Below are 20,004 nucleotides of genomic sequence, written 5' to 3'. Positions count from 1 at the left end.
CGTGCATAAGGCAAGTCCGGAATACTTCCCCGGCGGGGAAGATTCCGAATCCCGCCGGGCGGAAGGTCCGTACTGCCCGCAGACTTCGAGGGCGTCCGGGTCGGTGCCGACCACTCACCCGGAAATTGCCCGATCGTTCCAGAACCTTCAAGGATTATAGAATTGTATGGCAAAGTTACTTCTTCACGGCTCCGACGCACGGCGTGCACTTGCAAAAGGGGTAGCGCAACTGGCAGCGTCAGTCGAGCCGACACTGGGGCCCAAGGGGCTCAATGCCATGGTGGATCGTCCCATAGGGACACCCGTGATCACCCGTGACGGCGTCTCCATCGCTGCAGAAATCGAACTGTCTGACAGGTTCGAGAACATGGGGGCACAGGTCGTCAGAGAGGTCTCCATGCAGACCAATGAAGTGGCTGGCGATGGCACGACCACGGCCATGGTTCTGGCCAATGCACTGATACAGAAAGGTGTGCTTGTTGCCGACGGCAGCGTCAGACCGGTGGATCTGTGCAAAGGTATCGATATTGCGGTCAAGCTGGTCGTTGGCGAACTGGCGGGAACCGCTCGAGCCTGTGACGACAACCCGGACTACCTGAGTGCGGTGGCAAGGGTCGCGGCAACCGATCCGGATCTGGGTGCTCTGGTTGCCGAGGCCTATCGACAGGTGGGCCGGGAGGGGGTCATCAGTGCCGATTACTCCGTGACGGTGGATACCACACTGGATGTGGTTGAAGGGATGTCCTTTGACCGGGGCTATCTGTCTCATCACATGGTGACGGATGAAGAGAAGATGGAAGCGGTGCTGGAGAACCCCCTGATTCTCATGACCAATCACAAGATACTGGATCCCGATGATCTGTACAGGGCCAGGGAAATCGCTCACCAGGAAGGTCGGCCGCTGCTGATCATCGCCGAGGAGATAGCGCCCTCGGTGATCGTCTCCCTGATGGACAATGGCGGTGCAGGAAAATACCTGGTCATTCATCCGCCGGAATACGGCCACTGGCGTACTGCCATGATGGATGACCTTGCGATACTGACGGGTGGCGAGGTCATCGCCAGAGACCTCGGCAGGAAGGTCGGCGATGTCACACTGGCGCAACTCGGTGGCGCGGACCGAGTTATCGCAAGTTCCTCGTTTACCAGCATTGTCAGAGGCAATGGTGATGCCTCGAGCATCAAGGCACGGCGTGCGCAGGTCCAGCGCCAGCACGATGCAGCACCACCGAATATCGATCAGGACAAGTTGCGCGAGCGGTTGTCCAGGTTGTCAGGTGGCATGGCCGTCATCAGCGTTGGCGGATTCACACCGGTAGAACAGAAGCGCAAGATCCAACTGATCGAGGATTCGCTATGCGCGGTTCAGGCCGCTGCCGAGGATGGTGTGGTGGCAGGAGGTGGAACGGCTCTGGCACAGATTGGTGGCGTGCTGAAAGATGCTCTGTCGAGCCATACGGGTGATGTACGAACCGGCATCGATCTGTTGCATTCCGTCCTGACGCGTCCACTCGAAAGAATTGCCTTCAATGCCGGAGCCGATTCTGAATCGGTGATGGCCGAAGTGGCAAACGCAGCATCGGGGCAGGGATACGATGCAAGCACAGGTGAATTCGTCGATATGTTTGCTGCCGGCATCATCGACCCGGTCAGAGTGACCAGCAGCGCTCTTCTCAATGCGGCCTCGGTAGCCACTCTGATACTGACCACCGAGACACTGATTGCTGATCTTGAGGAAGGTGAGGCCGATCCCACGGCGGGGCCAGCGCTGGGTGGCGGAGCGGAGTTGCTGGGCCGTCCCTGAGTAGGGCTGGCTGACTCCATCAGGCGCGCAGGCCAGTCGGTACTGCGCAGAATGCAAGTGCGGACGGGAGACTGTCCGTTCAACAGAGACTATTCATGGCAAAGGCAATTCATTCCATGATTCGCGTGCTGGATGAGCAGCGATCACTGGACTTCTATTCGCAGGCATTCGGTCTGACGGTTTTCGACAGGCTGGACTTTGACACCTTCACATTGGTATATCTGAGAAGTGAGGAGACCGATTTCGAACTCGAACTGACCGTGAACAAGGGGCAGAAAGTGCCATATGAATTGGGCAATGGTTATGGTCATCTGGCTGTCAGCGTGGATGATCTGGATGCCGAGCACGCGCGCCTGAAGAGCCTGGACATGACGCCTCGGGACATCGTTGACTTCGATCATGAAGGTGCACTATTGGCCCGGTTCTTCTTCATCAAGGATCCCGATGGCTATGACATCGAAGTCCTGCAGCGTCATGGTCGTTTCAAGTAGAGCGCAATACCGATAACAACAGGAGGAGTGAAGATGGTGGGTATACCTGATAGTCAGACCATGCAGTTTGTCCGTGTAAACGCCCCAACGGCCGGAAAGATGACACGCCGACAGCTGCTGAAGAGAGGATTGGGCATCAGCGGCAGCCTGATGCTGGGTAATGGTTTTCTTGCCGCCAGTAATGCGGCCTGGGCGCTGGAAACCAAGGCCTTGTCACCCGAGGTGATGGCAACGTTGGTGCAGATGGCAAGAGATATCTATCCGCACGACCGGTTCGGCGACGAGCTCTACGCGGTCGCGGTGAAGGGGCATGATGCCAGGGCGGCGGAAGATGCAGACTACAAGGCCTTGATCGAATCCGGAATCGCCGGACTGAATGAAATGGCCAGATCCGGTGGACATGAATCGTATGTGGGCGTTGGTTGGGAAAAGGACCGAGTAGCCATTCTGGAAGCCATGGAGGGAGAGGCCTTCTTTCAGAATATCCGGGGCGGACTTGTAGTGAGTCTGTACAACCAGCCGGAAGTCTGGTCGATTCTGGGCTATGAAGGATCTTCGTTTGAAAAGGGAGGTTATCTGGCGCGTGGCTTTGATGATGTGAACTGGCTGTGAAGGCGGCGGACGCCGGACAGAACTTTTCACTGACATGCAACGGGTCCAGCGAAACGCAACCCGATACTCCAACCTGACCTAGAGAACACAGAACATGACAGCTCCATATGATCTAGATGATGACAGTGTTGTCGTCATTATTGGTACGGGTGCCGGTGGCGGTACCCTGGCAAACGAACTGGCACAGAAAGGAATCGATGTTGTTGCCCTGGAGGCCGGGGCACGACACCTGCCGGCAGATTACATCAACGATGAGTGGGCAAGCTTCGGGCAACTGGCCTGGACCGATATGCGCACTACCTCCGGAAGTTGGCGAGTCTCCAGGGATTTTGCCAATCTGCCGGCCTGGATCGTGAAGGCGGTGGGCGGCTCCACCGTGCACTGGGCAGGCGCGTCCCTGCGCATTCAGGATCACGAATTCAGAGCGAAAACGGAATACGGTGATGTCGCTGGCGCCAATCTGCTTGACTGGCCGGTCACCCTGCAAGAGCTCGAGCCCTACTATGCCAAGGCCGAAGACAAGATGGGGGTGACGCGAACCAACGATATTCCCGGGTTGCCCGGCAACAACAATTTCAAGGTGATGAAAGCCGGTGCGGACAAACTGGGCTACAAGGAATGTCACTCAGGGCGCATGGCCATCAATTCCGAGCCGCGCGATGATCGTGCCGCCTGCCGCCAGTTGGGATTCTGCTTCCAGGGCTGCAAGATGGGAGCCAAGTGGTCAACCGCCTACACCGAGATTCCCAAGGGGGAAGCAACGGGCAAACTGGAAGTGCGAGAGCAGGCGCATGTCCTGAAAATCGAACACGATGACAACGGCAAGGTCAGTGGTGTGCTGTACCAGGATGCCGATGGTAATCAGCAATTGCAGAAGGCAAGGGTCGTCTGTGTGGCGGGCAATTCGATAGAAAGCCCGAGATTGCTGCTCAATTCCGCATCATCCATGTTTCCGGATGGCCTGGCGAATTCCTCTGGTCAGGTCGGCAAGAACTACATGCGTCACATGACAGGTTCGGTCTATGCCGTGTTCGACAAACCCGTCCACATGTATCGTGGAACCACCATGGCAGGGATCATCTCCGACGAGGCTCGACTTGATCCCAGCCGCGGGTTTGTCGGCGGTTTCGAGATGGAAACGCTCTCTCTGGGTGTGCCGTTCATGGCCGCCTTCCTGAATCCGGGTGCCTGGGGACGGGAATTCACCGCCGCCATGGATAGTTACGAGAACATGGCGGGCATGTGGCTGGTTGGTGAAGACATGCCGCAGGAGAGCAATGCGGTGACCCTGTCGGATACCAAGGATCAGTTCGGCATGCCGGTGGCCAATGTCAATTTCGACGACCATCCGAACGATATTGCGATGCGTGACTATGCCTACAGGAAGGGGATGGAACTGTACGATTCCGTCGGCGCCACGCAAACCTACCCCACACCTCCGTATCCATCCACGCATAATCTCGGGACCAACCGCATGAGCGCCGATCCTGCCCTTGGTGTGGTCAACAAGTTCGGTCAGTCACACGACATCGATAATCTGTTTGTGTCAGATGGCAGTCAGTTCACCACAGGGGCTGCGGAAAATCCGACACTGACGATCGTCAGCCTGGCGATTCGGCAGGCGGATTACATTGCCGAAGCGATGAAGTCAAAATCGATCTGATGCGCTGACGAGATACCGCAGAAACCTGCCGGCAGCGGCCATGTGCCGTTTGCCGGTGGGGCGAAGGAAGTCGTGCTACCAGCGTGCCGATGTCGTGTCGGTGTGATGCCGATCAGCGGTCATGATGTGACTGCGCTGTGCTCGACGAGTGTTCTGCCTCTTTCAGGCCGCATCGAAGTCGGCCGCGATACGCATGTCTCTGAGCGGTCTGACAAGCTCTATCGAACGTTGGTAATTGACGTGTTGCTTGAACGCTGTCAGCTGCGCATCCGATTCGAATTCGCCATACACCACGAAATCCGGTTTGCTCTGGGAAATCGGATCCTCTCGTGTATTCACGCCGACTTCGAAATGCAGGCAATCGGGAATTTCCTTCAGCAGTGAAAGTCCGTCGTATATTGCCTGCAAGTCTTCCTTGCGTTTGGCGGTGAAGAAAACGATATGCCTGATCATGGAGTTTGCCTTTGGTACCACGGTGAAAGCCTGCTGCTCAGGAGAGGATCCTGACTGCGCGCAGTTTACCAGTGGCTTGCCTGCAATTGAGGATTCCCGCGATTCGACTCAGGCGGCCTTTTGCTCGTTTTCGCTATCGTTGTCCAGTGGTTCTGGTCGTCCCAGCAGAAATCCCTGCAACTCATCGCAGCCGAGTTCACGCAGCGCGTTTCGTTGCTGTTCTGTTTCCACGCCTTCCGCATTGACTCGCATGCCCAGCGAGTGAGCCAGCGTGATGATTGATGCGACGACCAGTGAGACCTTGCCTTCGCTTTCCAATTCGTTGACGAAGGCTCTGTCGATCTTGACCTTGTTGAACGGAAATCGCCACAGATAGGAAAGGCTGGAGTAACCCGTACCGAAATCGTCCATGGCAATCCGTACGCCCAGTCCGGACAGCCGGTTGAGGCTGTCGAGCACCTTCTCCGGGTCACTGATCAGCAGTGATTCAGTGATTTCCAGTTCGAGTCGTTGCGGGGCCAGACCCGTCGATGAAAGGGCATTTTCCACGATACCAACGACATCCGCGGTGTCTGCGTGGAACTGTGCAGCGGAGAGGTTGACTGCAACGCGGGCATGATCGTTCCACTGGGCCGCATCACGGCAGGCCTGCTTGATGGCCCAGGTGCCCAGCGCGACGATTTCTCCACACTCTTCTGCCAGAGGGATGAACACCGATGGCGGGACGTTGCCACGAACCGGGTGATGCCAGCGCATCAGGGCCTCGTAACCAACAGCCCGATCACTGCCGGATGCATCGAACAATGGTTGGTAATGCAAGCTGAGTGCTTCATCGGCAAGCGCAGTGCGGAGGTCGATGCTCAGCAGGCGACGTTCCTCGAGCTCCTGATCCAGTGTTTCGTCATAGAAGCTGAAGCGCCCGCGCCCGGATGTCTTGGACCGATACATCGCCAGATCGGCCTTGTGCAACAGGTCGCTGATTTCAGTGGCGTCGATACCGAAACAGGCGGCACCGACACTGGCACCGCAGGGAACTCTGTTGCCTGCGACATCCATGGGGCGGGACAGCGCCTTGACAATGCGACGTCCGTGGGCTTCTACATCTCGAGGGCTGTTCAGAGCGGCCTGCAGGATGGCGAATTCGTCACCGCCGAGCCTTGCCAGGACATCCCCCGGTCGGTGCAGGGCGGTCAGCCTGGATGCCACACCGCGCAATACTTCGTCGCCAGCCGAATGCCCCAGCGTATCGTTGATCTCCTTGAATCGATCGAGATCGATGCAGTGGATGGCAAAGCCTTCCCCTGATACCTCTGCGGCCCGCGCAGTGGCGACAAGCACACTTTCGAAACTGGCTCGGTTCAGCGCTCCGGACAGGACATCATGCTCGGCCAGATAGCGGATTTTTTCCTCATCGCGTCGGCGGTCTGACTGGCGTTGCCAGATCTGCCAGGCCAGACCCAGCACGCCCAGCAGAAACAGGCCGATGACCGTGGTGACGATTCTGGTGAATGCTGATGCAATACGCAGTTGCCGGGCGCTCTGGTCGACATAGACTTCGATAACGCCAAGAATGCCATCAGGGCCTGCAAGCGGCACGTAGGCTTCGGAATAGAGATCGGGTCTGTCAGGTTTTGCACGGCCATCGGCCAGCTCGATATGGTTCTTGCCACCCAGCACGATATCACTGACGTAGGGGTTGCCGGTGTCATGAGGCTGGGTCACGAGCTGTACCGTGGACGTTGCCGTGAGCGGCTTCAGCGAGTCGATCTCATCGGATGTCAGCAACAGCTGGCCATTGGAATCGAACAGTTTGTAGCGAAACACGTCACCCAGTCGCGTATTGCGTTGCAACACTTCCTGCGCCTGTGCGCTCAATTCCCCATGAGCGAACAGACGGTCCAGATCAGGCACGATCTGCGCGATGAAATCGGCGTATTGCAGAGCCGTGTGTTCGGCGTCCTGCGTCAGAAGGCGCTCTTCCGACAGTTGCATGGCATGGGTGGCCACGAACAGCAGCAATGCACAAGCGCACGCCCACCCCGGCACCGACCACCAGAGCGATCGGGGCTGGGTATTGGCCTTGAATGATTTGCTGACGCCGTACAAGCTCGCAAGCGCCAGTCGGATTCCGTTGCTCATTGTGGCCTAACGGCAGTCTGCTCAGGGTGCTTTAGGAGCGGTTCCCGCTGTGTAACAGGAAGAACTGGTTGTAGTGCCGGAACCTTGATCGAGTTATCCTGAGCGATGGAACCTTGCCGAAACCCGACAGGAGATCATGCCGTTTCCGGTGGGCCACAACCCGACGCAGATCTCATAGGGTCAGCAGCTTTTTCTTCAGTTTCTTGTCCGACACTGTCTTGATGTAACTCTGGATGCTGACCGCCTTGCGTTTGCGTTCACGCTCCTCCGGCCAGTGGTTCAATATACGATTGACGTAGAGCAGAAATACGATGGTCTTGCGTTTCTTCTTGCAGTGAGGGCGCCGCAGCAGAACCTGGATCCTGAACTGTTCATCCAGTTTGCCGAGGACGCCGGCCTCTTCAAAGGCCTCGAGCAAGGCGACTCGTCGGTTACTCAGATTCTTTTCCAGTTTTCCGGTCGGGATGATCCAATGCGAGTGCGCTCGACTGGTAATCAGGTAGATCTTGCACTTCTTCTTCCGCTTCTTGTTTTTCCTGCATTTCTTCATCAGAACTGGGAGTACGGCGACTCTCTTTTTCAGCTTCTGATGTTTCTTACCCATTGTCCGGTTTCCCTTCCGTAGCCAGTTGAGCGTTCTTGTAACGCTTGTCTCCGGTGACTTCCGGGCCGGCAAACCAGGGAGGAGACCAGGCCAGAGCCTGTTCCTCCGAGGTGAACTCGGTTTCGAGAATCATCAGGGGTTCGAGTTCACCTTGATAGATGTCGAGTTCCAGTCGATGCTCATCCAGGATGAAGGTACTGCGAGCCTTGGCAAGCTGCATGCCTCTGGTCAGGGGCCACAGGGCGTCGAACATCTGTTCGGTGATGAGAATCTCGTGCTCGTCCCGACTCATGCCCGATCCCTTCTTTTCAGTCAGGTAGAACAGGTCTCCCTTGCGTCTGATTCTGACTTCCCGTTCCGCTTCCCGAATGAGATAACCCTGTTGAATCTGTTCGACCAGTGCCTGTTGCAGCTCGGCCTCCGGTCGTCGAGTCACCAGGAACTTGCGTTCGATTTCAATTGCCACGGTATTCCTCCCGGGTCGAAAACTAGAGATGTTGTTCGGAGATTTCGGCCCACAGTTTCATGTAGGCAGCGTTGGCCGACGTTGATCTGGCAAACAGATCCACTGGGGCCTTGTGCTGTCCCATTTTCTCTATGTCGGAAGAATAGGGAATGGTGGACTTCAGAAACACCTTGCGACGCGTGGACATGGCTTCCATGGTGGACTTGTGCAGAGACTTCTGAGACTGGACCATCGAGAAGAACGGCACGATCTTCTTTTGTGGATACTTGTTTTCCTGGAAAAACTGCAACAGCTGCTCGAAGGTGCGCTCCGACAGCGTGGTCGGGATGACAGGAACCAGAACGATATCCGAGGCGGTGAATATCGACTCCGACAGAAAGCTGATGGACGGCGGACAGTCGAGTATTACCAGATCATATTCCTTCCGGAAACCTTTCAGCAGACGCTTCAATCGATTTTCGCGCTTCTTCAGATCGCTCAGCATCGAATCGAAGTTGCGAAAGCTCAAGTGCGCCGGAATGACATCCAGATGCTCGAAATCACTGGCCTTGATGTTCTTCACCAGCGTTCGGTACGCCTTGAAAAACCGCTCTCCCCATTTCTTCGATGAAGGTTTGACGCGAAAGTAGAAAGAGGAAGCGCCCTGCGGATCGAGGTCGATCAACAGCGTTCTCTTGCCGGATTTTGCCGCGAAATAGGCCAGATTGACGGCGGTCGCGGTTTTTCCCACACCGCCTTTCATGCTGTAGCAGGCGATAACTTTCATCTGGATTCTCCGCGGGTCTTCGAGCCAAAGGCCAATTCGATCTGCATGGTCATGTCGTCGGTAAAAAAGAGCGCCAGTGCCGCCTCCACCTGCTTGCGTGTTTCCATCTGCCGGTGATGCAGTACGGCAATGAGCCCGCTCAATGCCTTCGTCATCTCTATCTGTCGCTCGTCTTCGAAGCTGCTCAGAAACTCCATCTGCACACAATAGTCATTGAAGTCGCCGAGGGTCACCTGCAGTTTCTTCAAGTCCTTCAGCAGGGCAGCGGTGCGCTTCTTCGGCAGTAGCTCGATGAAGAACTCGATCAGATAGCGCATTTTCTTGAATTCCTTGCGAATGTCGTGCACATGCTCGTCATCAGAGTCTGCGTGCAGCTGCGCACTCATTGCCTGAATCTTCCTGAAACGCTTGATGAGCAGGGATCTGGCGACTGTCTGCACGGGTTTCCTGGAGATGGGGTTCAGGAATGCCGGGGGGGCTGACAGCGCTGTTCTGCAAGCGTCGATGTCGTGCTGGAACTGCTTCGAGGAGAAATAGCGTGCAAGGCGGTTCTTTTCCAGCTGCCGCTGTTTTTCAACCTGCACATACAAGGCTTCAAGTCCGGCAGTGTGGCTCTCAGGCAGCATGTCACGATAGTGGTTCCTGTCCAGCAGGAAGACGTCCAGGTCGCGCAGCCTGCTGGTCTTGCTGGCAATACCGGACAGCTGCGGCGCCAGGATTTCCACCGTCTCGGCGGGCAATGATCGTTTCAGCAGACTGATCAGGGAGCGCAGCTTGCGGACGCTGACGCGAAACTGATGCAGAAAGACCGTATCAATGTCTGCCACCACACCATCGACGTGTGATGTCGCCTGATCGATCATGTCGGTACCCATGGCGCGCACCGCCACTTCCGTTGGCATGTCTGCCGTCAGGTGCAGTTCTGCAGGCGTATTGCTCTCGACCGTTCCGGGATGCTGCGCCGCGAACATCGATTTCAAGCCGAAGTCTGCCACTGCCTGTCCCAACAGAGGTTTCAACAGCTTTTCAGCTTGCCGGGCAGCCTTGGCATAGCCGCGCATCTGCTGCAGGGTGAGATAGTGCTGGCCGTCATCATCCACCCTGGATTGCGAGAGCTGGCCTCTGACCACGATCTTGTCATCACTGTTTCGCAGGGAAAAACGAGTGCTGACCAGTTGCAGTGAGGCAATGGGCATGGCCGCGCGCAGGCCGATCTTCTTTTTCAACAGGCTTTTCAGATCGCTGTCGGGGAAGTCCCACCAGAACCGCGCTTTTGCCGATGCGCGTACCTCGCCGACAAGTTCTGTCCCCTTGATGAGTTGAAACCGGTTCTTGTCAACCCGACAGAGCATCAGATCGGTATTCCACAGATCGGCATCGAAGTCGTCGTGGACAATCAGCTCTGATGTCAGGGCCTGTTCGATTTCCACTTGAAATTCGGCTGCCAGAATTGATGTGAGTTCGCTGTCATCAACGGTGTTTTTCAGTAGCCAGGTCTTTTCCAATGCTGGATTCATTTCTTGGATTTTTTTTGTTTTCTGGGGGTGTTCAGATATTCTTCAACGAGCCGTTCAAGGATGACCTGCACACTGCTGTCTTCCTCGATGGCCCTGATTTTCAAAGCCTTGAGCATGCTGCTTTCCAGGCGCAAGGACGTGTTTTTCTTGCTGGGTTGATCCTTACTCACGAGGCTGGTCTTCGTCGATACCAGACACTATCCTGACGCATTGAATGCATGACGTCAAGACGTCAACAGTAAGGCAAGCAAAATGTATCGAAGCTCAAGGCGACTCTGCCATGTTCCGACTGGGGCGAGTTGCCACCGACTGCGCTGTTTGCAGAGCCTCGGACACTTGCTCGTGCCTGGCCGACAGTGTCGCAAGACAATACAATGGCGGGTACATGTGAGAGTGCAAGTACGATAAAGAGCAGGTGCACAAGCGGAAGTACGAGCAGAAGTACGAGCAGGAGTACGAGCAGGAGTACGAGCAGGAGTACGAGCACAAGCAGGGGTACGAACACAAGCACGGACAATAGAGGCAGGAAGCCCCGAATATCTCGGGAATCCCATGAGAGCTTCTAGGAGTGGTCTGTCGATGTCAGGGTCAGTGCGTAATGGCGTTCGAGCTGACTTGCGTGGCGTGATTGGCGAAGGGGGGGGTGAACTGTCAGTGCTGCACGATCCGGCTCGGTGTGGTCACGAGCCGTGGCTGCTTGCAGTAAACGCCGATATCGTGGATGTCGCCGATGTCGACGAGCCCCTGCGACGAACTGTCTGGCGAGTGTGTTCAGCCGCTCGCAGGGGCACGACCGATCAACGATTGAATGTCAGACTGAAGGTGACGGGAACGGTAGCCGGTATGTGCAGCAGACCAGCCAGTTCACCCAGTTTGCCAAGTCCGCCCTGGAGGTCGAACGCAGTTACATCGAGCAGGAGGGGTTGCTCCGCGGTGACCGTCACCTGCGCAGCATCACTTGCAACCAGCACGGGAAGCGTGTACGTCGCCTGCTTGCCATGCATATCCAGACCGATTTCCAGATCAAGCGTCTGTTGACCGGGAGCCAGCGCAGTTTCAGGTACCTGTGCGGTTATCGTGGCCGTCGGGTAGCGATCCGTTTCGAACAGGTACTCGCCCATGCGTTCATTGCGTATGTCGATACCTGTCTCTATGGCGCCAAGGTCTATCGTGACGGTGGCTTCGCCACTGTCGTCTACGCTGCCTTCCAATGAATTGAACGTGAAGATCTCGGCAACGCTTGATGTCCCGTCTGCCAGAACCTTGGTGGAGACGACATTGACCTTCGAGTTGCCGCTGTCGATGTCGAGAGCCAAGGCGTCCGTCGCACTGCCGATCAATGCGATTGCCAATGCGGGTGCAATGAAATGACTGATGTGCATGCGATGTTTCTCCCTGAGTGGTGTTGGTGAATTTGCCGCGAACCTATCATGGCATCGGACAAGGTGGCATGTATTCGGTTCCCTGCTTTTACATCGCCTTGCCGCGCCACAGAGCGAGTAATCGCGGCATCGTCGTCAGCCCCTGATTGTTGTTGGAATCTGTTCTTCTCCCTGTGGCGGGGGGGGGGGGTCTCACCGGCGGGGCCGGAGACTCCGGGCAGGCGCATTCAGTCTGCCTGCAAGGGTGCGGTCATGCCGTCGGTTGATGAGCTCAGGCAGGGCCTTGTGACTCTATTCCCTGTTCAGGGCGTCCAGCGGATCCAGTCGCGAAGCTGCTCTGGCCGGCAGATACCCGAAGGTGATGCCGATCATCGTGGCCGACAGAAACGCTACCGCGATGGCCGTATTGGAAAACACCAGATTGGCCTTCTCGTTCAGTATCGATACTGCATAGCCTGTCGAGAGTGCCAGCAGGACGCCAAGCACACCGCCAATCAGACAGACCAGAACGGCTTCAATCAGAAACTGCGCAATGATGTCTGTGCGGCGAGCGCCAATGGCCATGCGCACGCCGATTTCCCGGGTTCGCTCGGTGACGGACACCAGCATGATGTTCATGACGCCAATGCCACCGACCAACAGTGAAATCACGGCAATGGCGGCCACCAGCAAAGTCAACGTCTGCGTGGTAGAGGTGATGGTGGAGCGAATCGTGTCGCTGTTGACCAGGAAGAAATCCTTGCTGCCATGCTGAGCAGTCAGTAGTGCCGTGATCTCATTCTGTGCGGTGGTGGTGTCGTAACCATCGGCGACACGAACCTCGATACTGTCCAGAAAGCTCTGCCCCGATACTCTGGCCATGGCAGTGGTGTAGGGAATCCACACATTGAGTGAAGAGGGTCCGAAGGCAGCACCTGAAGAGCTTGCAACACCGATGACGCGCACCGGGACTCTTCCCAGAAGCAGCACTTCGCCAATTGGGTCGTCGCCTTCGGTGAAGAATGTATCGCGGGTGTCTTCATCGATGACTGCGACCTGTTCCAGCGCATCGACATGGCGTGGACCGAAGACGGTACCGGCAACCGTCTGGTAGTTGTGAACCTGAAAGTAGTCGCCACTGACGCCATTGATCTGCGCGGTAGCCTCCACATTGCGATAGATCACCGAGGCCGGATTGGAAACCGCCGGTGACACGCTGTCGGCAAATTCCTGACGAGCCAGCACTTCGGTATCGGCCGATACCAGTGTCTCGATGCGCTGCGCATCGCGTCGTCCAAAGCCGCTTCCCGGGCGTGCCGTGATGGTGTTGGTGCCCAGTGAGCTGATGTTCTGCAGAACCGTTTCCTGGCTGCCGGTACCCAGCGCGACTACCAGCACCACAGAAGCGATGCCGATGATGATGCCCAGCATGGTCAGCAGCGAGCGCACTCGGTGGGCGGTCAGCGCCTTGACCGACATGGACAAGGCTTCTCTGAGTCTGGACAGCTGGCTATCCTCACCTGCCGAAGAACGCTGCGGCAACGGAGGGTTGGCATCGACTATCGGGTCTTTCCCGGCTTCATCATCGATTCCTGCTCCTGCTCCTGCTCCAGCTCCAGCTCCAGCTCCAGCTCCAGCTCCAGCTCCAGCTTCAGTGTCAATCTTGTGTCGGGTATCCGAGACGATACGACCGTCGCTGATCTCGATGGTGCGATGTGCGTGGCTGGCTACCTTCGGGTCATGCGTGACCATGACGATGGTGTGTCCAAGTCGATTGAGTTCCAGTAGCAGTTCGATCATCTCGGTACTGCTCTTGCTGTCCAGAGCGCCTGTAGGCTCGTCTGCAAGAATCACCTCGCCACCATTCATCAATGCGCGTGCCACCGAGACACGTTGCTGCTGTCCGCCAGAGAGTTCTGACGGGCGATGGTCCAGTCGATCGGCCATGCCCAGTTGTGTCAGCAGCTCGGCGGCCCGAGCCTGCCGTTCCGAGCGATTGATGCCCGAGTAGATGGCAGGCACTTCGACATTGCCGATAGCATCAAGATCAGGCAGCAACTGATAGCGCTGGAATATGAAGCCGAAGTGCTCGCGACGCAATCTGGCCAGTGCCGTCGGATCCAGGTCGCCGGTATCCTGTCCGGCAAAGTGATACCGCCCGGCACTGGGTCGATCGAGGCAGCCCAGAATGTTCATGAGCGTCGATTTGCCGGAGCCCGAGGCGCCGATGATGGCTACCAGCTCGCCAGGCCAGATATCGACATCCACGTCATTCAGTACCGTGATCTTCTCATCGCCTGCCTGAAAGCTGCGGCTGAGTCCGCGTGCCTGGATCAGAGCTGTGGCCATGTCAAAGCCCCATCGGCGGCATGCGCATCCGTGGCTCATCGGAGGCGGGTCTTGCCATGGTCGAACCGATGATCACTTGCTCACCTTCGCTCAACCCGGAAAGGATCACGGCGTCGATATCGTTGTTCAGACCGACATCCACCGCTTTCACGGTCCTTGCTTCAGTGGCGGGATCGAACACCTGAACGTCGAAACGGCCCTGAGGGCCAGCTTGCAAGGCTGCCGCTGGAATTCGCAGTACGTTGTTCGCGCTGTCCAGAATGATGGACACCTGCGTGGTCATGCCGATACGCAGCAAGTGTTGTGTATTGTCGACCTCCAGTAGCGCGTTGTAATAGACCGCCTCATCGGAGGAAATGGTATCGCTGGTTTCGATTTCCGAGGGTGCTGGCTCCACCTCGCGCACCTCGGCTGGAAACTCCCGGTCGTGCTCGCCCAGAATCGTGAAAGTGACAGCCTGTCCGGGCTGAACCTGAACGATATCTGCTTCGGATATCTCGGCCTTCACCAGCATGGTGTCCAGTTCGGCGATCTTGACGATGGTCGGAGTGCTCTGCGATGCATTCACGGTCTGCCCCTCGTCGACCACAATGGCAACCACCGTCCCGGAGATCGGCGCATGGATACTGGTGCGTTGCAATGCTATCTGCATGTTCGAGACGTTGACTTCAGCGCTGGATAGCTGCGCTTGCAGGGCCTCGAGTTCGGCCTCGTACACTTGCACGTTCAGGCGCGCCGTTTCCACGTTTTCAGTGGACGTGAAATTGCTGCTCAGCAGCTGCTCTTCACGTTCCAGATCATGTCGGGATTGCGACAGACGTGCCCGGGTTGCTGCAATCTGCGCGTCGATGATGGCCAGTTCAGCCTTGGCTTGCAGAACGGCGTTCTGTTGATCCTGGGAATCGATCCGGGCGATCAGATCACCTTCGGCCACAGTCTGTCCCAGTTTCACGGCCATCGTTTCAATCTGCCCGGAAACGCGGGCACCGACGCTGACCAATTGGTTCGCTTCGATGATGCCCGTGGCCAGCACGGTGTCCTGCACGGTGCCTCGCACTACACTGGCTGTTGCCGGTGCCGGAAGATCCTGTGCGCTGGAGTATGACTTCCAGACCCACAGTGCGGCAATGATCAGAACTGCAGAGATCAGGTAGTAGAACAATCGGGGTCTATGCATCGGTCTGTCTTTCTTGCCGTTATTGCGCAACAGAGGCGCACATGGCGTGTTGTTGAATGAGGTTGTCCGGGAAGACGTTGTTCGACACACTGTGCATGTGTGCTGATGTCATCCGGAGTCTGGTCGCTGCCCGCTACCGGGGATGGTGAGCGCCCGCCGGAGTAGGTCCTCCCGGGGCGCGAGGTGGAATCAGAGGGCAGGCCGTCAGCTGGCTGATGATCAGTAGAGTCACGAGTACCTTGCTGCTGCGCCTGATGGTCGAATTGCGCATGGTGGTCTCCTGAAGAAGCGCTGGTTTCTGACTCGACCTATCTTATGGGCGGTAACGACGCAACCAGCAGCCAGCTCATCGTTGTCTTGTTTTTTCCTTGTTTCCGGTGACAGCAACGCCCGATGCCACCGACCGTCTCAGCTGGCCTGCAGCAGCAGTTCGCTGTGGGCTGAATTCACGCGGCTACGCTTTCTGCTCGCGGATGCCACCATATGCCAGCAGATCAGCGCTGACACACAAGGTGCTTCGGGGCTGCTGTGTTGACCTTCCTGTCCGCCCAGCCAGCCATGCGGGAAGCCGGGCGTGTCCAGTCTGAGCAGGCGAGGCTGATTACCACAGGTATGGCCCGTCAGCGTCCATGGCACATCGTCGGCCTCTCCGGCAATCTTCCATTCATTCGCCGCGGCATCGAGGTTGGCCAACTGTTTCCAGCTCAGTTCCAGGCTGTCCGTTGCCTTCTCGGGCACGACCTGATCGCCATCCGAGTGAATGATCAGCAAATTGGGTGGTGCTGCCCCAGCCAGATTCCTGAGGGCGGAGGAGTGCAGCCGTTGCAGCGAGTGGTAGCGCGGGATGGAAAAGGCCGATATCTTCACGGCGGAGGGGCTTTCGCCATAGGCCAGCCCGGCAACGCTGGCGCCGCCGGAGAATCTGTCGGGATGGGCAATGAGGCAGTTCACTGCCATTGCGCCACCCGAAGACAAGCCGCAGACATAGAGTCGAGACGCGTCTATTGCATAGTCTCGCTGAACCTGTTCGACAATACGCCAGATGTCCTGTACTTCCCCTCGGCCCCGAGTGCGGTGCGCCTTTATCCACCAGCCCCAGCATTCGCGTGCACGATACCCTGAGTAACTGGTGACGTAGGGGTAGAGCACGAGAAACTGCTGTTTGTCTGCCAGTGTGTCGAAACCGGAAATTCGCTGTATGTCTTCATGGGTCTGGTGGCAGCCGTGCAGAACCACCAGCAGGGCACTGGGCTTGCCCGTGTCAAAGCCTGCCGGGACATACAAGCGGTAGATGCGCTCGCGTGAGTGTGGATGCAGTCCCGCAGGCAGAGTCGAATCCAGGCTGATGCCTTTTGGCGGACTGGTCAGCTGGCTGTCCAGCAGGCTGGACAACTCGGTGGCTGTTGGGGTTGGGTTCATGGCTTTCTCTCACTTCTGCGATCGATGGGATTCTGGCCTTTTGCAGATTCGCTTCCTTGCGACAGATTCTCGATAACAGACTGCATTCAAGCAGCTTGGAGCCTAGGTACTATTTCGCTCAAATGCAACTGTTGCAGCGCATCAAAAGTGTTGCATGGCAAGCAGTGAGAGGGGTGAAGTGATTACCTATGTTGCTGAATTTGCTGGATGTAACATTTCATTGTGAGCAATTGTTAACAAGCGCTGAGAATCCTTGTACATATTGCAATGCATACAAGTCGTGACGGCTGCATGACTTGTCGGTGAGATTGAACGGGGCCGCTAGGGTCCTTTTCTCGCGGGAGTCGGCAGCCCGGGATTGCCCCGAATGGGGCATCTCATTGCCTGAATCACAAAGGTGGGCCGATCAGTACCCTGTGCGGATCGTGTCTTCTGTCAGGCCTCTTGGGGTGCAAACAATTGCGGGGTGCGATTGACGATTGCGACGAGCGATAGCATGACAGGAATCTCTACCAGCACCCCGACAACCGTCGCCAGGGCGGCACCGGAATTCAGGCCGAAGAGTGAGATGGCCACCGCCACGGCGAGCTCGAAGAAATTCGATGTGCCTATCAGGCTGGCCGGGCCCGCCACGTTATGAGGCAGTCGCAGCGTCCTCGCTGCCGCATAGGTGATGGCAAAGATGCCGTAAGCCTGCAGTATCAGTGGAATGGCAATCAGGACGATCGTGACCGGTTGACCGAGAATCTTGTCCGCCTGAAAGCCGAACAACAGCACCACGGTTGCCAGCAGGCCGATGACCGACCAGGGTTTCAAGGTGGCGACCAACTTGCCCAGCGCGTCCTGGTCATTGCGTGACTGCAGCTGATGGCGTGTCAGTACACCCGCCAGCAACGGCAGCAAAACATACAGCACGACCGATAGCAGCAGGGTTTCCCAGGGAACCACGATATCACTGACGCCCAGCAGGACTGCGGCGATCGGTGCAAAGGCAAAGATCATGATGATGTCATTGACGGATACCTGAACCAGGGTGTAGTTGGGGTCACCCTTGACCAGTTGGCTCCAGACAAAGACCATGGCGGTGCAGGGCGCCACACCCAGGAGAATCATGCCGGCAATGTATTCGTTGGCCGATTGCGGATCGACCCAGGCAGCGAAGAAGACCTTGAAGAACAACCAGCCCAGCGCTGCCATGGAAAAGGGCTTGATGAGCCAGTTCACCACCAGGGTCAATGCCAATCCCTTGGGTTTCTTGCCGACATCCTTGATGGCGGTGAAATCGATCTGCACCATCATGGGGTAGATCATGACCCAGATGAAGACGGCGATAACCAGGTTGACGTGAGCATATTCCAGAGCGGCGACCGCCTGGAAAACGCCCGGTACGAGTTGCCCGAGGACGATGCCTGCGATAATGCACAGACCTACCCAGACGGAGAGATAGCGTTCGAAAATACCCATTTTTTCCGTGATTTTCCTGAACTAGATGTTTTTCTGACTGACACGTGCTGACAACTGCGCGTGGCTTTCCTTGCGTTCCGAATAACGATCCACGAGATGATCCTTGATGTCTCGTGTCAACAGCGTGAATCGCAGCAGTTCCTCCATGACATCAACCATGCGGTCGTAGAATGGCGAGGGCAGCATGCGACCTGCTTCATCGAATTCGTTATACGCTTTGGGAACCGAGGACTGATTGGGGATGGTGAGCAACCGCATCCAGCGTCCCAGAATGCGGAGCTGATTCACGGTGTTGAAACTCTGACTGCCACCGCAGACTTGCATGACTGCCAGAGTCTTTCCCTGTGTGGGGCGTACGCCGCCCAGGGACAGCGGGATCCAGTCGATCTGACTTTTCATGACTGCAGCCATGGCACCGTGTCGTTCCGGTGAGCACCACACCATGCCTTCGCTCCAGCTCACCAGCTCGCGCAACTCTGCCACCTTCGGGTGTGATGCGTCCTCACTATCGGGCAGCGGTAGATCGCGAGGGTCGAAGCGTCGTGTTTCGGCGCCCAGTCGCTCGAGCACCCGGGCGGCTTCTCCGGTCATGAGCTCGGAATAGCTTCTCTCGCGCAGCGATCCATGAAGCAGCAATATCCTCGCCGGGTGAGTGCTCTGTTCGGTCGGGAACAGTCGGCTACGATCGGTTGCGCGAAAGTGTTCGTCGTCAATCTGTGGGGTGTCTGACACCTTCGTTTCCTGGTTCATGTTCAACAGAGGCAGGCTATGTCATCGATGACAGGCTGACAGAGTTCCGGGCGCCCGCCACAGCAATCTTCCATGAGGAAGGCCAGAAAACCGCGCAGACCTTCCATGTCGGCAAGGTAGCGAATGGTGCGACCTTCGCGCTGCTTGCGGATCAGGCCAGCCTGCAACAGGATTGACAGGTTGGCGGACATCGTGTTCTGGCGTACATCCAGCGTTTGCGCAATCTCGCCAGCCAGCATGCCTTCCTCGCCGGCTTTTACCAGCAGGCGAAAGACATCCAGTCGTGTTTCCTGACCGAGTGCCGCCAGCGCCTCGAGAGTTTCCTTTTTATCCATATATCGAGAATAATGGATATATCAGGATAAATCAATGCCTGATGACTAGTCTGTCAACCAGAGCGAGAGGTGGGTGGCAGCATGATGTGAGAGGTGGGTGGCAGCATGATGTGCTGAGTGGCGCACCGGTCACTGTGCAGGGAGCCACAGAAATGAAGTGGGCCTTGTAGAAACAGAAAATCCCGTGAACCTGATGATTCACCATCATCAGATTCCCGGGATTCGGAACTGCGTGCTGTTTGCCTGATGGCAAATCAGCTCATCAGAGAACTTACTTGAAAGAGGCAGCAGCGCTTTCAGTAGCTTCTTTCACTTTGCTGGAAACTTGCTTGGCCAGTTCAGCGTATTCTGAAGCGCGAGTGTTCATCAGTTCTACCAGTGCCTTGGCTTCAGCGGCTTGAGCAGCTGCAACTTCAGTCAGGTCCTTGCCGGAAGCGGTCAGGTGTACCTGCTTGGTAGTGGACTCGAGTACATCGCCGGCAACAGCGTAGTTCTTGCGAGCCAGTTGCTCGACGGCATCAGCAGCAACGACTGCGAAGGCGCGCATTGGCTCGACAGCACGTGCCTGCATGTCCATCATCTGCTTGAATTGTTCGTTCATGTTTTCTGCAACGTTTGTCATGGTTTTATCCCT

20 protein-coding genes are annotated in these 20,004 nt (G+C 56.8%); 4 read left to right on the top strand and 16 right to left on the bottom strand.

Going from position 1 to position 20,004, the window contains the following annotated elements; all coding sequences use genetic code 11:
* Positions 1–166: 166 nt before the first annotated feature.
* The 4 genes from ACUNV4_RS18425 to ACUNV4_RS18410 all read left to right on the top strand — a co-directional run bounded on the left by ACUNV4_RS18425 (position 167) and on the right by ACUNV4_RS18410 (position 4,570).
* On the top strand, positions 167–1,804 hold the full coding sequence (locus tag ACUNV4_RS18425) for a molecular chaperone GroEL (RefSeq protein WP_430880066.1): 1,638 nt from the start codon (positions 167–169) through the stop codon (positions 1,802–1,804).
* A 95-nt stretch (positions 1,805–1,899) separates the two neighbouring features.
* Positions 1,900–2,295: a VOC family protein gene (locus ACUNV4_RS18420; protein ID WP_430880065.1), complete on the top strand. Its 396-nt coding sequence runs from the start codon at positions 1,900–1,902 to the stop codon at positions 2,293–2,295.
* Positions 2,296–2,328: 33 nt separating this feature from the next.
* Positions 2,329–2,907: a hypothetical protein gene (locus tag ACUNV4_RS18415; RefSeq protein ID WP_430880064.1), complete on the top strand. Its 579-nt coding sequence runs from the start codon at positions 2,329–2,331 to the stop codon at positions 2,905–2,907.
* A 94-nt stretch (positions 2,908–3,001) separates the two neighbouring features.
* A complete protein-coding gene (locus ACUNV4_RS18410; RefSeq protein WP_430880063.1) occupies positions 3,002–4,570 on the top strand; it encodes a GMC family oxidoreductase in 1,569 nt (522 codons plus the stop codon).
* A 162-nt stretch (positions 4,571–4,732) separates the two neighbouring features.
* Here ACUNV4_RS18410 and ACUNV4_RS18405 read toward each other — a convergent pair whose 3' ends face one another.
* From ACUNV4_RS18405 to ACUNV4_RS18330, 16 genes are all read right to left on the bottom strand, one after another.
* Positions 4,733–5,023: a Dabb family protein gene (locus tag ACUNV4_RS18405; RefSeq protein ID WP_430880062.1), complete on the bottom strand. Its 291-nt coding sequence runs from the start codon at positions 5,021–5,023 to the stop codon at positions 4,733–4,735.
* A gap of 108 nt (positions 5,024–5,131) precedes the next feature.
* A complete protein-coding gene (locus tag ACUNV4_RS18400; protein ID WP_430880061.1) occupies positions 5,132–7,162 on the bottom strand; it encodes a putative bifunctional diguanylate cyclase/phosphodiesterase in 2,031 nt (676 codons plus the stop codon).
* 172 nt (positions 7,163–7,334) lie between these two features.
* Positions 7,335–7,766 (bottom strand): hypothetical protein, encoded by a 432-nt coding sequence (locus tag ACUNV4_RS18395; RefSeq protein ID WP_430880060.1) that lies wholly within the window; start codon positions 7,764–7,766, stop codon positions 7,335–7,337.
* Positions 7,759–8,232, bottom strand: coding sequence for a CYTH domain-containing protein (locus tag ACUNV4_RS18390; RefSeq protein ID WP_430880059.1), 474 nt, complete (start codon positions 8,230–8,232; stop codon positions 7,759–7,761). The genes ACUNV4_RS18395 and ACUNV4_RS18390 overlap by 8 nt, the downstream gene beginning before the upstream one ends.
* A gap of 22 nt (positions 8,233–8,254) precedes the next feature.
* Positions 8,255–8,998, bottom strand: a complete 744-nt coding sequence (locus ACUNV4_RS18385) for a ParA family protein (protein WP_430880058.1) — start codon at positions 8,996–8,998, stop codon at positions 8,255–8,257.
* Positions 8,995–10,515: a CHAD domain-containing protein gene (locus tag ACUNV4_RS18380; protein ID WP_430880057.1), complete on the bottom strand. Its 1,521-nt coding sequence runs from the start codon at positions 10,513–10,515 to the stop codon at positions 8,995–8,997. The genes ACUNV4_RS18385 and ACUNV4_RS18380 overlap by 4 nt, the downstream gene beginning before the upstream one ends.
* Positions 10,512–10,685, bottom strand: coding sequence for a ribbon-helix-helix protein, CopG family (locus tag ACUNV4_RS18375; RefSeq protein ID WP_430880056.1), 174 nt, complete (start codon positions 10,683–10,685; stop codon positions 10,512–10,514). The genes ACUNV4_RS18380 and ACUNV4_RS18375 overlap by 4 nt, the downstream gene beginning before the upstream one ends.
* Before the next feature lie 627 nt (positions 10,686–11,312).
* Entirely contained in the window at positions 11,313–11,897 is a 585-nt protein-coding gene (locus ACUNV4_RS18370) for a YceI family protein (protein WP_430880055.1), read from the bottom strand.
* A gap of 291 nt (positions 11,898–12,188) precedes the next feature.
* Positions 12,189–14,225 (bottom strand): MacB family efflux pump subunit, encoded by a 2,037-nt coding sequence (locus ACUNV4_RS18365; protein ID WP_430880054.1) that lies wholly within the window; start codon positions 14,223–14,225, stop codon positions 12,189–12,191.
* 1 nt (position 14,226) lies between these two features.
* The gene (locus tag ACUNV4_RS18360; RefSeq protein WP_430880053.1) at positions 14,227–15,402 is read right to left on the bottom strand and encodes an efflux RND transporter periplasmic adaptor subunit; all 1,176 of its coding nucleotides are present in this window, start codon (positions 15,400–15,402) and stop codon (positions 14,227–14,229) included.
* Between the two features lie 133 nt (positions 15,403–15,535).
* Complete coding sequence (locus ACUNV4_RS18355) at positions 15,536–15,673, bottom strand: hypothetical protein (RefSeq protein WP_430880052.1); 138 nt, start codon at positions 15,671–15,673, stop codon at positions 15,536–15,538.
* A 137-nt stretch (positions 15,674–15,810) separates the two neighbouring features.
* On the bottom strand, positions 15,811–16,821 hold the full coding sequence (locus ACUNV4_RS18350) for an extracellular catalytic domain type 1 short-chain-length polyhydroxyalkanoate depolymerase (protein WP_430880051.1): 1,011 nt from the start codon (positions 16,819–16,821) through the stop codon (positions 15,811–15,813).
* A 435-nt stretch (positions 16,822–17,256) separates the two neighbouring features.
* Positions 17,257–18,285 (bottom strand): ACR3 family arsenite efflux transporter, encoded by a 1,029-nt coding sequence (arsB, locus tag ACUNV4_RS18345; protein ID WP_430880050.1) that lies wholly within the window; start codon positions 18,283–18,285, stop codon positions 17,257–17,259.
* A gap of 21 nt (positions 18,286–18,306) precedes the next feature.
* Positions 18,307–19,017 (bottom strand): arsenical resistance protein ArsH, encoded by a 711-nt coding sequence (gene arsH, locus ACUNV4_RS18340; protein WP_430880049.1) that lies wholly within the window; start codon positions 19,015–19,017, stop codon positions 18,307–18,309.
* 20 nt (positions 19,018–19,037) lie between these two features.
* On the bottom strand, positions 19,038–19,370 hold the full coding sequence (locus ACUNV4_RS18335) for an ArsR/SmtB family transcription factor (protein WP_430880048.1): 333 nt from the start codon (positions 19,368–19,370) through the stop codon (positions 19,038–19,040).
* A 271-nt stretch (positions 19,371–19,641) separates the two neighbouring features.
* Complete coding sequence (locus tag ACUNV4_RS18330) at positions 19,642–19,992, bottom strand: phasin family protein (RefSeq protein WP_430880047.1); 351 nt, start codon at positions 19,990–19,992, stop codon at positions 19,642–19,644.
* Positions 19,993–20,004 lie beyond the last annotated feature (12 nt).

Source organism: Granulosicoccus sp. 3-233 (assembly GCF_052681095.1).
Note: the sequence above shows the minus strand (reverse complement) of the source record. Positions and strands in the feature narration are given on the sequence as shown.

What these genes read in the sequence shown, in the direction of transcription:
- ACUNV4_RS18425 (WP_430880066.1), top strand. Translation starts at nt 167, where the DNA reads ATGGCAAAGTTACTTCTTCACGGCTCCGACGCACGGCGTGCACTTGCA.
- ACUNV4_RS18420 (WP_430880065.1), top strand. Translation starts at nt 1,900, where the DNA reads ATGGCAAAGGCAATTCATTCCATGATTCGCGTGCTGGATGAGCAGCGA.
- ACUNV4_RS18415 (WP_430880064.1), top strand. Translation starts at nt 2,329, where the DNA reads ATGGTGGGTATACCTGATAGTCAGACCATGCAGTTTGTCCGTGTAAAC.
- ACUNV4_RS18410 (WP_430880063.1), top strand. Translation starts at nt 3,002, where the DNA reads ATGACAGCTCCATATGATCTAGATGATGACAGTGTTGTCGTCATTATT.
- ACUNV4_RS18405 (WP_430880062.1), bottom strand. Translation starts at nt 5,023, where the DNA reads ATGATCAGGCATATCGTTTTCTTCACCGCCAAACGCAAGGAAGACTTG.
- ACUNV4_RS18400 (WP_430880061.1), bottom strand. Translation starts at nt 7,162, where the DNA reads ATGAGCAACGGAATCCGACTGGCGCTTGCGAGCTTGTACGGCGTCAGC.
- ACUNV4_RS18395 (WP_430880060.1), bottom strand. Translation starts at nt 7,766, where the DNA reads ATGGGTAAGAAACATCAGAAGCTGAAAAAGAGAGTCGCCGTACTCCCA.
- ACUNV4_RS18385 (WP_430880058.1), bottom strand. Translation starts at nt 8,998, where the DNA reads ATGAAAGTTATCGCCTGCTACAGCATGAAAGGCGGTGTGGGAAAAACC.
- ACUNV4_RS18380 (WP_430880057.1), bottom strand. Translation starts at nt 10,515, where the DNA reads ATGAATCCAGCATTGGAAAAGACCTGGCTACTGAAAAACACCGTTGAT.
- ACUNV4_RS18370 (WP_430880055.1), bottom strand. Translation starts at nt 11,897, where the DNA reads ATGCACATCAGTCATTTCATTGCACCCGCATTGGCAATCGCATTGATC.
- ACUNV4_RS18365 (WP_430880054.1), bottom strand. Translation starts at nt 14,225, where the DNA reads ATGGCCACAGCTCTGATCCAGGCACGCGGACTCAGCCGCAGCTTTCAG.
- ACUNV4_RS18360 (WP_430880053.1), bottom strand. Translation starts at nt 15,402, where the DNA reads ATGCATAGACCCCGATTGTTCTACTACCTGATCTCTGCAGTTCTGATC.
- ACUNV4_RS18355 (WP_430880052.1), bottom strand. Translation starts at nt 15,673, where the DNA reads ATGCGCAATTCGACCATCAGGCGCAGCAGCAAGGTACTCGTGACTCTA.
- ACUNV4_RS18350 (WP_430880051.1), bottom strand. Translation starts at nt 16,821, where the DNA reads ATGAACCCAACCCCAACAGCCACCGAGTTGTCCAGCCTGCTGGACAGC.
- arsB (WP_430880050.1), bottom strand. Translation starts at nt 18,285, where the DNA reads ATGGGTATTTTCGAACGCTATCTCTCCGTCTGGGTAGGTCTGTGCATT.
- ACUNV4_RS18335 (WP_430880048.1), bottom strand. Translation starts at nt 19,370, where the DNA reads ATGGATAAAAAGGAAACTCTCGAGGCGCTGGCGGCACTCGGTCAGGAA.
- ACUNV4_RS18330 (WP_430880047.1), bottom strand. Translation starts at nt 19,992, where the DNA reads ATGACAAACGTTGCAGAAAACATGAACGAACAATTCAAGCAGATGATG.